The organism is Clostridium sp. D5 (assembly GCF_000190355.1).
In the GTDB taxonomy this organism is placed as follows: Bacteria; Bacillota; Clostridia; order Lachnospirales; family Lachnospiraceae; genus Faecalicatena; species Faecalicatena fissicatena_A.
On sequence record NZ_GL870812.1, the window covers coordinates 126,299 to 137,678 of the forward strand.

The 11,380-nt window shown below is 46.7% G+C and carries 5 protein-coding genes; 4 read left to right on the forward strand and 1 reads right to left on the reverse strand.

The features are described from left to right. The first annotated feature begins 49 nt into the window (after positions 1-49). Positions 50-5,863: a LamG-like jellyroll fold domain-containing protein gene (locus HMPREF0240_RS10775; RefSeq protein ID WP_035313092.1), complete on the forward strand. Its 5,814-nt coding sequence runs from the start codon at positions 50-52 to the stop codon at positions 5,861-5,863. A 130-nt stretch (positions 5,864-5,993) separates the two neighbouring features. Here HMPREF0240_RS10775 and HMPREF0240_RS10780 read toward each other — a convergent pair whose 3' ends face one another. Then, the gene (locus HMPREF0240_RS10780; protein WP_009003448.1) at positions 5,994-7,679 is read right to left on the reverse strand and encodes an ABC transporter ATP-binding protein; all 1,686 of its coding nucleotides are present in this window, start codon (positions 7,677-7,679) and stop codon (positions 5,994-5,996) included. A 207-nt stretch (positions 7,680-7,886) separates the two neighbouring features. Between HMPREF0240_RS10780 and HMPREF0240_RS10785 the strand changes: the two genes are divergently transcribed. Genes HMPREF0240_RS10785 through xylB form a run of 3 tightly spaced genes read left to right on the forward strand, consistent with a single transcriptional unit; the run spans position 7,887 to position 10,850 of the window. Then, positions 7,887-8,648 carry a DeoR/GlpR family DNA-binding transcription regulator gene (locus tag HMPREF0240_RS10785; RefSeq protein ID WP_009003449.1) on the forward strand — a complete coding sequence of 254 codons (762 nt, stop codon included), beginning with the start codon at positions 7,887-7,889 and terminating at the stop codon, positions 8,646-8,648. A gap of 31 nt (positions 8,649-8,679) precedes the next feature. After that, a complete protein-coding gene (locus HMPREF0240_RS10790; protein ID WP_009003450.1) occupies positions 8,680-9,351 on the forward strand; it encodes a fructose-6-phosphate aldolase in 672 nt (223 codons plus the stop codon). A gap of 20 nt (positions 9,352-9,371) precedes the next feature. Then, positions 9,372-10,850 (forward strand): xylulokinase, encoded by a 1,479-nt coding sequence (gene xylB / locus HMPREF0240_RS10795; RefSeq protein WP_035313094.1) that lies wholly within the window; start codon positions 9,372-9,374, stop codon positions 10,848-10,850. Positions 10,851-11,380 lie beyond the last annotated feature (530 nt).

Consider the following 11,380-nt stretch of genomic DNA (forward strand, 5'->3'; position numbering starts at 1 on the left):
AAATGCGCCAATTATATTTATAAGGAATAGGAAGGAAAAGGAGATTAAGGTGAAATCAAAAAAAATAAAACGAACACTGCCCGCGCTGCTCTCGGCCGCGATGCTGCTATCGTCGTTCAATGTTGCGGCTGCCCCTCTGAGTCCAGAGGAAGCGACAGTACCGACAGCGCTGGTGAATGATGGATTGCTGATTGATTTTGATATGGATTCACTGGAGGGAAATTCTATACTGAACAAAGCAGACAATAAGGCCTATGCTGTTTTGGGAGATACACCTGCTTTAACAGAGGGAAAAGACGGCCATGGCAAAGCGCTGCATATGGACGGAAGAACTAATTATGTAAATCTCGGGAAAGATTATCAGGTTACTGAGAATGCAGTTACCATGGCAGCCTGGATCAAAGCCGATTCACAGCATGGCGATATGATGAGAATCTTCGGAAGAGGAAGAACAACGGTCCCCGGGGAAAAAGAACTTTCTCTCTATATCCGTCAGAACGGTGCACTGGAGGCACAGTGTCCGGAGTGGTGTGCTGCCGAACCCGGAACCGTGGCTATGGATGAGTGGCAGCATATAGCGGTCACAAATGACGGCGCGACCCAGAGACTGTATCTAAACGGAGGTATAGTAAAAGAGGAGGCGTGCCAGGGCCCCACAGAAGAGTGGGATCTGGACCTGTTATTGGGCTCCTGTTGGAACAAGGATGCAACAGAGGCATTCCCGAATCATTTATTCCAGGGCGAACTGGATGATGTAAAGCTCTATTCCAGGGCGTTGTCCGAGAAGGAGATTCAGACACTGGCCGATATAGAGAATGGCGGCGGGGGTGAAGAAGGCGGCGGAGACGATACGAAACTGCCGGATGCACTCTTTGAATTTACGATGGACGAAGTCAAAGAAGGGACGGGAGATCTGGAAGGCCAGAAAGTAATCGTCAATCATGCCGACCAGAAAGAATATCCCATTTATGGAAATTATCGTGTAGATGATTTCGGCATTTATGATCAATCTATAGAGTTTGACGGCGCTACTACATATGTAGACATAGGCAGGCCTGAAATACATAATCAGTATACATTCGAAGCGTGGACGAATATCGATAATTCATCTGCCAATTCTCTGAATAAAATTTTCGGAAGAGATAAGACAACTGTGCCGAAAGATGCATTTTATTTTTGCGTGAGAAACAACGGGAACATAGAGGCAGAGATCAGAGATGATGTAAATGCAGGATGGATGGCTGCAGGAGCAGGCACTTATGAGTTCAATAACTGGAATCATCTCGCTCTGACATGTGACGGAACCAATTATAGTCTGTATTATAATGGGGAACTGATTGCACAGGAAACCTTTGCGGAAATGGATTTAGATACCAATCCACTTTCCATGCTGATCGGCTGCGGATACAATAAAGACGGCACAGGCCTGTTTAATGGACATGCTTTCAAGGGAAGAATGGACGACGTCCGCATTTATGATAAAGCTCTGACAGCTGAGCAGATCAAAAAGAGTACAGAAGGAATCAAAGACAGTGTTCCGCCGGAAGTAGTAAGTATTTCCCCGGCTGAAGGCAGTTTGTTAAGTGTAGAAGGTAAGCTCAGCATCGAATACAATATGAGCATTACACTGGGCAGCGAAAAGCCGCAGATTCTTGACAAAGATAAAAAACCGGTTGCATCGGAAGCCGTAGTGGAAGACCGGAATGAATCGGTAGAAGGTGCAGAGACATTAGTTGTTTACCCTGTTGAAAAGCTGAAGAGCGGAATGAATTATACATATCAGATACCGGCAGGAGCGGCGGTAAATACACAGGGAACCAAAAATAAGGAAAAAGAATGGAATTTCTCTGTTTCAACAGATCTGGCAGGTGATTCCGGGAACAGCGATCTGAATTACTGGGCTTCCGGTGATGTTGATATCCCTTCTTCTGTGGAGAAAAAAGAAGGAAAACTGATTCTTTCCAACGGACTCGTTGAAAGAGTATTTGATATCGGTAAGAACTTCCAGACAGTGAGTTATAAGAATCTTTATACCGGACTGGAATTGCTGAATACAGAAGATTTACAGGCAGATGCAAGCATTGTGCTGAATAAAGAATACGCGGATAATTCGACCGAGGGTGATCAGTTATTCTATATTGGCGGTGAGAATAAAGATGTTTCTTCATTCCAGTTTGTAGATTATGAGATAGAAGAAAAAACAGAAGAACCATTCCACTGGGAGTGGGATGAGAGAATCTCTCCGGAATCAATGAAAAATACCCCGTGGCCGGCAGCAGGAAAAGCGCTGGTTGTAAACTACGAAGCACCAAAAGGAACAAATGAGGATTTTGCCGGCGTAAAAGTACAGGTGAGATATGAAATTTACGATGGTATTCCATCCATATCCAAATCTATAAGTGTAACGAATGAAGGAAGTAAAGATGTAATAGTTGATAAAATGGAAGTAGAAATACTTCCGGTGCCTGTTACTCTGAAAGATGCACTGTATGTCGAGGGAACCATGAACTCCGGCAATGAGAATCATGACCGGAATAATGGGAAAGAACGCTACAGACAATGGGAAGATGTAGATGGAGCGAATGGAAAAATCATCAGCCGTTATGCTGCACCTGCAATGGATAATTCCATTGCTGCAGGTATGGGATACGATGTGAATGATTTTGGGCCGAATTATCGTCTGGCAAAAGACCAGACATTTGATTCCTACAAATTGTACCAGATGTTCTATTCCAACAGTTACTATGAGTGGCAGATGATGGAAGTCAAGAAAATGTATCGCGTACTGTTCCCGCAGACTGCGGATGCACCGTTAATTTACCACATTATAAGTTCTAACGATGAAACGGTTAAGGCAGGAATCGACCAGGCGCACAACGCGGGCTTCAATATGGTACTGCTTTCCTTTGGATCAGGGGTAAATGTAGAAGATACATCTGCGTCCAATATTGCCAAATATAAAGCGCTTTGTGATTATGCCCATGAGAAAGGTATGCTGCTTGGCGCGTATGTTATGCAGGCAGCACGTGGTGGAAATGAGAGCTTCAGCGGATGCTGGGGAACCATGCGCTGCATGTGCGGTACGGATGCACATAGTACTCTTGAGAGTACGCTGGAGTTCATTGATCAGACAGGCCTGGACTGCCTGGAAGTTGACGGAATCTATCCGGGAGCGATATGTACGGCTACAAATCACAGTGGTCATGAAGGTGTGGAAGATTCACAGACCAAGCAGTGGGAATATGCAGTACATGATTTTTATAAGGAATTAAGGGCTAGAAATGTATATATCAACTCGCCTGACTGGAACTTTACGGCCGGGGCCAGCATGGCTGTTATGGGCTATCTGGAGCCAGGCTTTAATGTAACGCCATGGAGACAGCTGATTTACGGAAGAGAGATGGCATATTACGGGACATTTGAAAAAGTTCCGGCTATGGGCTGGACCCTGGTGCCGCTGTCACCGTACCAGGGCGGTGCAGACTCTTCTTTTTGGCCGTATGATGAAAAAATCATGGCTTATGATTATATGATTGGTATGAATATGATGTATGGTATTACAGGTTCATACCGTGGCGGAAATGGGCTGTATCAGGGAGAAGTATCTCAGAATGTAATAGAAACCTGGGGAGAATTCTACAACAAATATAAAGATATCCTCGGGGAAAGTGTTGTTCATATTGCACCTCCCCTTGCGACAAGTGATACAAGTCTGACAACAGAAGCGATAGATGGTGTAATCCATGTGGACAACGATGGAGTGCAGAAAGGGCTGGCGGCATTTTTTAACCAGACAACAGAGACCGTGACACAGAAAGTGAAGATCCCGCTGTACTATACAGGACTGACAGACCTGACAACGCCACCGGCACCTGTAAAAGGTTCTCATTATCGTGCAAGCGATGTGGTTGTAGATCTAATCAAAATGCCAGCCGTACCGGAGATCCCTGAAGTAAATGCTGTGCCGACAGAGAAGGAAGCATATGTATGTATCGGTGATATGAACGGAAAGAATTATACCATCGACAGCAATGGAGATATCGAGGTTGAGCTGACATTAGAGCCGAATACATATACCTGGCTGACAGTGTACGACCCCAAAAATATTCCGGAGCACGCAGCACAGACCGTAGAGATTCCGGTACCGAAAAATGCTGCTGTAAAAGAAGCGGCGTCAGACCATGCGTCACTGACATGGGATGCTGTACAGATGGACGGACGCAATGTAAAGGAATATCATATATACCGGAACGGGGAATACCTGGATAAGACATTTACAAATGAGTATGTGGATTCCGCACTTACTGCTGAACAGGAATACGAATATAGTATCATGGCAGTTCACAATTCTGTGGCAGGTAAGGGCGCAAATGTCAGAGTCAGCACGATGGCGGATGAGACTGCGCCTCAAGCCGTATCAGCAAAAGCGCTGTCGAAGAATCAGATTCAGATCACATTTAATGAATTCACAGAAAAAGAAACAACAGAAAACACCCAGAATTATACAGTAGAGAATGGAGTTGTGATAAAGGCTGAGCAGGGTTCAGATGGAAAAACAGTCGTTCTTACTCTGGAAGAAACACTGGAAGCTTTCAAAGAGATCAATATTACTGTCAATCATGTGAAGGATCTGATTGGAAATGAAATGACAGAAGAAAATGTTCTGACGGCAGTATTCGGATACCTTGGAGAATACAAATTCGAGGAGGAAGAAGGCAGTGCCGCACAGAACAGCAAAGGGGGCATAGAAGGGACGATTCAGGGTACTGTGGCAAGAACAGAAGGAATTGAGGGCCAGGGACTTTCACTGGACGGAACATCCTCTTATCTGGATCTGGGAGATATTCTGAAGGGAAATGGCGAATATACAATTAACGGCTGGATCAATGCGGAAAAAACAGATGGTTCACAGGTAATTGTGGGAAGAGAGCGCGATTCCTATGACAGCTGGAAGTGGAAACTGTTTATTGAAGACGGACAGTTGAAATTCAGTATGAACAACGGAAGAGGAGCTTATCCTGGCCATGAAGCAGACGGTGAAATTGAAATAAAGCTTGAGAGCGGACAGAAGATTGTGGAAGCAGGTAAATGGCAGCAGTTTGCACTGTCACAGAATGGCGATACAATTACACTTTACCTGAATGGCGAGGCTGTGGCTGAGCAGACGCAGGAAGGAATCTCTGAAGCATTGACTCCATATACCACATGGTTTGGTGCAATGCGTAATAATGCAGGAGGAGAACCGACACAGAATCTGAAAGGTATTTTGGATGAGGTCAGTGTGTATAACACCGTATTGACAGGAGAACAAGTTAAAGAGCTTTATGACCAGCATGTACAAACGGAAGAGCCAGACCCGGATAAACCAGATCCAGACCAGCCGGACCCGGATAAACCGGATCCAGACCAGCCAGGCCCGGACAAACCAGATCCGGATCAGCCGGGAATTAATAAATCCAGCTTATCGGATTTGATTGCGAATGCAAAGGCAATTAAGAAGGACGGTTATACAGAGGAAAGCTACAATGCACTGCAGGATGCTATTAAAGTTGCGGAGAAAGCACTTGAAAAAGCGAAGACAGAAGAAGAACTGAAACAGGCTGCTGCAGATCTGCAGAAAGCCATTGACGGGCTTGTTAAGAAAGGTACGGACCCGGGTAAGGATCCAGGAGACAAACCAAACCAGGGCGGTTCGAATCAGAATAAGCCTTCCGGTGGAAATCAGAATGCAAACGGAACAACTGCAAAGACAGTGAAGACTGGAGATGAAAGTGGTAACTTGATCGCACTGTGGGGAATTTTACTTGCCTGTGCGGGGGCGGGAATTGTACTCGTGGTAAAAAGAAAATATAAGAGACACTAGCCTGGGAACAGGCGAACTGCCAAGAACAAAAAGTGCAGCCGGACAATCCGGCTGCACTTTTCTGTCAGTATAGATTACTTTGTCAGCAAGTGCGGAAGTAAAAGACTGAATATGGCAGGTGAAAGTTTCTTTAAATCTCCCTGCAGCCTGTATGCCCGAGCCGGAATATGGCATCATAGCTGCTCTCCAGCTCCTGGTTCATATGATGTGTGATAGTAATAACCGTGAGCTCCTTTTGCAGTAGTAGCCGGCTCTCGATCTCATATGCGGTCTGTCTGTCAACTGCAGAAGTTCCTTCATCTATAATGAGGATCGGGGTACGGCGGATGAGTGCGCGGGCTACGGCAACGCGCTGTCTCTGTCCGCCGGACAGGAGATTTCCGTTTTCCCCTGCCGGTGAGTAGAGGCCCCCGCTCAGTCCGGGCAGAAATTGGCTGACTCCGCTGTTATCCAGTGCAGCATCCAGCTCTTCCTGTGGAAAACTTTCTCCCAGACAGATATTGGTGTAGATATCTGCATCAAACAGGAAGACATTCTGATGAATCACAGATACAAGACGGTTCAGTTCGGCCTGGGAAAAATCTGTCACAGACCGTCCGTCATAGCAGATGTCCCCCTGAAAATCTTTGGAATATCCGGTAAGAAGCTTTATCAACGTTGATTTACCACAGCCGCTTTCACCCAGAAGTGCATATTTTTTTCCGGCCTCGATGCAGAGGCTCAAATCTGTTAATACTTCCGGGCCATCCTGATAAGAGAATGAGACATTATGGCAGACCAGGGCATCCTGGAAAGCGGCAGGGCCCTGGGCAGCTGCATGCTCTATGTTTTGAAGTGCTCCCTGACCGGTTTCGTGAGGGGTTTCGATGGCAGCAAAAGGCAGCTGTCTGCCTGTTTCTGTCAATTCGGCAAGGTGCTCCAGGACCGGCTTCATGCTGGTGACCTTTGGAATATTCTGCATCAGCATAACCACAGGAGTAACAAACATGCTGCTCAGCTGAATGAGGGCCAGCAGTGTGCCCATGGTGATCTGTCCTCTCAGCAGCAAATATGCCGCCACGAATACGATAACAATCACACTCAGGGAAGAGAGTATATCTGATATACATTCATTGACGGCCAGCAGAGTGTCCGCGGAAAATTTCTTTTTTGCTGTTTCTTTGTTGATGGTACGGTATTTCCTAAAAATAAATGAATGCATGCTGTAACCGCGGATGACCTCATAGCCGTTCAGGTAATCTTTGGCCCTGGCGGTGAATTCAGCCAGCTTTTCGGAATATGCATCCTGCTTTTTCTGCATCTTTTTTCCGAGCAGCGCGGGGATCAGGAACATGAGGATCAGGAAAAGCAGCAGGATACCTGTGATGGCCGGGCTTAAATAAAACAGTATTCCAAGCGTTGTCAGGAACAGGACAACCATTTGGGAGCAGAGCATGAGTGGAATCAGATAATTTTCTTCCACCAGCTTCACGTCGTTAACCAGTGCGGAGAGATAGTCCGCTGTGTTGCGGGAAGTATAATCAACAGGCTCCTTTGTGATGACTCCCTGGAAGATGTCATCCCGCAGATGCCGGGATACATTGCGAAGCAGCAGTTTTCCTATGTATGCCTCCAGAAATCCCATAATTCCCAGTGCAGCCAGATAGATCAGCACGATGATAAACAATTGGGAAAAGCCGTCCAGATCTTTCTGGGTGGCTGTATCAATAATCTTTTGCAGCAGTATGGATATGAAAGCCGCAAGGGCAGCATTGATTCCCCCGATAACGACAGCCCCTGCCAGCAGGGCGCGGTCCTTTTTCTTAAATAAGCGCATAAACAGACTCCTTTTTTGTATTATGTAAATTTGACGATGCTGAAATATATTTCTTAATAACAGAGTACTATATAATTCTAAATATGTCAAATATATTTTATGCATATAGAATTGTTGAAAATTGGTTGACTAGAACAGGAATGCGTAATATAATATATCTACAAACGTAATATTAATATATTTCGTTCGAAAGAAATGGAGACTCTTATGGGAAAAGTCGAAGAAAGACAGTCTAAAATATTGGAAATATTAAGCGAAAAAGGGAGATGTGAGGTCACCGCACTTGCAGAGCAGTGTCAGGTTTCCCTTGTGACGGTACGTAAGGATTTGAATGAGCTGGAGGAGCGTGGGCTGCTGCAAAGAGAACAGGGACATGCAATCCTGAATGACGAAAGTAATATGAAGCGCAGACTTGCGGTGAACCATTCTACAAAGATTCAGCTTGCGAAGGCAGCCGCATCACTGGTAACGGATGGAGATACGGTTATGATTGAATCCGGCTCCTGCTGCATTCTTCTGGCAGATGAGATCAGCCGGACAAAGGAGAATGTGACCATAATCACAAATTCCACCTTTATGGCAGAGTACATAGGTAAACGACCAAATGTACATCTGGTTCTGCTTGGGGGAGACTATCAGGCTGACTCTCAGTCCGTTGTGGGCCCCATTACAAAATTAACGGCTCAGGCCTTTCATGTGAAGCGTTTCTTTGCAGGCACGGACGGGTACCGGCCCGGAAACGGATTTACCGGAGACAACCATCTCCGGGTGGAAACATTAAAAAATATGGCGGACAATGCAGAAGAGATCGTCATTATTACCGAATCAGCCAAGTTTGCAAGACAGGGAATCGTCGCACTTTGTTCTCTGGAAGAAGTGCAGTATCTGATCACAGATTCCGGCCTGCCGGACGACGCACTGGATGATCTTGTGAATCATGGTATTCATATTATAAAGGCAACAATTTAATGAATCATCATATAAAAAAGGAGAAATAATCATGGAAATTATACTGGACACAGCGAATCTGAAAGACATCCGCAGGTACAACGACATTTATGACATTACAGGGGTTACTTCCAATCCAACCATACTGGCAAGGGAGAAGGCTGAATTTTTCCCGCTCCTTCTGGAAATCCGCAGTATCATTGGGGATAAACAGCTTCACGTACAGGTGACTGGAAGCAGCTGCGAGGAGATGCTAAAAGAGGCAGAGACCCTGACTGACCGGCTGGGAAAAGATACCTACATCAAGGTTCCGACGAACGAAGAGGGAATCAAAACGATGAAAGTGCTGAAATCCAGAGGATATAAAGTGACTGCTACCGCGATCTATATGCCGCAGCAGGCCATGCTTGCAGCCTCAGTAGGTGCGGACTATGTGGCGCCTTACTTTAACCGTATGAACAATATGAATGTGGACAGTAAAAAGGCAATCGCCGATATGGCATGGCTGTTTGAGCATAATAACATCAGGACAAAGATCGTTGCAGCCAGCTTTAAAAATACACAACAGATCATGGATTCCCTGATGGCAGGCGCCCAGGCAGTTACGGTATCTCCGGAACTCTACACACAGATGGTGGAGAACCCGATGATTGATTCCGCAATTGCAGGTTTTGCGGCTGATTGGGAAGCGACATACGGGGATAAGAGGATTTATGAATTCTAAGGATGCGGGGAGGAGTTTCTATGGCTCAATATATCATTGCCCATGATCTGGGCACATCGGGAAACAAGGCGACGCTGTTCAATACGGACGGGCGTTTTGTGAAAAGCTGTACCATTCCCTATGATGTACATTTTTTCGGAAAGAACTGTGCCGAACAGAACCCGGAAGACTGGTGGTCCGCAGTCTGCAGGGCAACGAAAAACGTTATGGAGGAGATCAAAAAGGCAGATGTGATTGCGATCTCTTTTTCCGCACAGATGCAGGGCTGCCTGCTGGTGGACGGGGAGGGAAAGCCCCTGCGTCCGTCTATTATCTGGGCGGACCAGCGTGCAGTAAAAGAAACGGAGCACCTGAACCGGGAGATTGGGTTTGACCGGATGTATGTACTGACCGGCCATCGCCTGAACCCCAGCTATACCCTTGAGAAGATCATGTGGCTGAAGGACAATGAACCGGAGGTCTATCAGAAGGCAAGCAGATCTCTCCAGGCCAAGGACTATATTCTTTTCCGGCTGACGGGTGAATTTGCCACGGATTATTCGGATGCATCAGGCACCAACGCCCTGGATCTGGAAAATTTCTGCTGGTCAGACGAGATCCTGGAGGCCTCGGGCATTAACCGCAGTCTGCTCCCCGAGCTGCACCATTCCACCGATATTATTGGAAATGTAACGAAAGAAGCTGCAGCGGCAACCGGTTTGTGCGAAGGAACTCCTGTTATCTGCGGCGGTGGGGACGGTCCCTGTGCCGCGGTGGGAGCCGGATGTATCCATGATGATGAGCTGTTTGCAACATTCGGAACTTCCGCGTGGATCGGTGGAACAACAAAAGAAAAATTTCTGGACGATGACAAGATTTTCTTCTGCTTTGCCAATATCATTCCCGGAAAATACATGCCCTGCGGAGCCATGCAGGCGGCCGGAAGCTCTTACTCCTACATACGGGGGCTGCTGGAACCGGGAAAACCATACAGCGAACTGAACGCCATGATCGAGAAGTCCCCGGCAGGGGCCAAGAAACTGCTTTTCCTTCCCTACATGCTGGGAGAACGCTGTCCGCGCTGGAATGAAGAGACGAGCGGGGCATTTCTCGGCATTAAAATGCATCATACGAGGGAAGATTATCTCCGCGCGGTGATCGAGGGCGTGGCATACAATCTTGAACTGATCCTGGCTTCCTACCGAAAATACCTTCCGGCAGAGTCGCTGATTCTGACGGGCGGCGGTGCAAAAGGCGATGTGGTGTGCCAGATACTTTCCGATGTATTTGAGGCAAAGCTTCGCACCCCGGATCATGTAGAGGAGGCGACTTCCATAGCCGCAGCCGTCACAGCAGGCGTGGGCGCCGGTGTCTACAGCGGCTTCGATGAGATCACCCGCTTTCTGAAGTTTCAGAAAGAGTATACACCAAACGCGGATAACCAGGCGGTTTATGGCAAGATGAAAAAAATATTCGATGCCAGCTATTATGCATTGGAACCGGTATACAAAATGTTTTGAGCTGGGGACAAGCTTTAGCACTTCAAAACGGCATGTGTGCACTTGGGAGGCTTGCGGCGATCCATTCATTTCGCTTGGTGCATCCAATCGGTAGGTAAGCTTGTTTGCCGGGGAGGCTCCGGACCGTGGCAGCGTATTAATTCGCTGGGTGGTACAATGTAGCTCCAGTTCATGAGAAAGTAGAAGGTTTTAATCGTTTGAAGAATGCATGAGATAACCTTATACAGCAATATGCATATTCTTCCTATATTTGCAAAACATAGCTGCTATATTTATTAGTCATCTACCATTACTTCTACGTTCCACCAGACGAATTAATACGCTGCCACGGTTCGGAGCCTCCCCGGCAAATGAGCTTACCTACCGATTGGATGCACCAGCTAATAAACCGGGAAGTCTGCCCCCTGCCGTGAGCATATATGCCCTTTTAAAAGTCCTAGAGTTTACGTTAGAGGCCCTTAAGGAACAAACAGAGAAAATGGCGGGCAGAATTTGCCGTTTCACGGCAAATTCTGAAGCGGCCTAAGGCC

Excerpts from the sequence above, each read along its gene's own strand:
- HMPREF0240_RS10780 (WP_009003448.1), bottom strand. The coding sequence starts at position 7,679 with ATGCGCTTATTTAAGAAAAAGGACCGCGCCCTGCTGGCAGGGGCTGTC.
- HMPREF0240_RS10785 (WP_009003449.1), top strand. The coding sequence starts at position 7,887 with ATGGGAAAAGTCGAAGAAAGACAGTCTAAAATATTGGAAATATTAAGC.
- HMPREF0240_RS10790 (WP_009003450.1), top strand. The coding sequence starts at position 8,680 with ATGGAAATTATACTGGACACAGCGAATCTGAAAGACATCCGCAGGTAC.
- xylB (WP_035313094.1), top strand. The coding sequence starts at position 9,372 with ATGGCTCAATATATCATTGCCCATGATCTGGGCACATCGGGAAACAAG.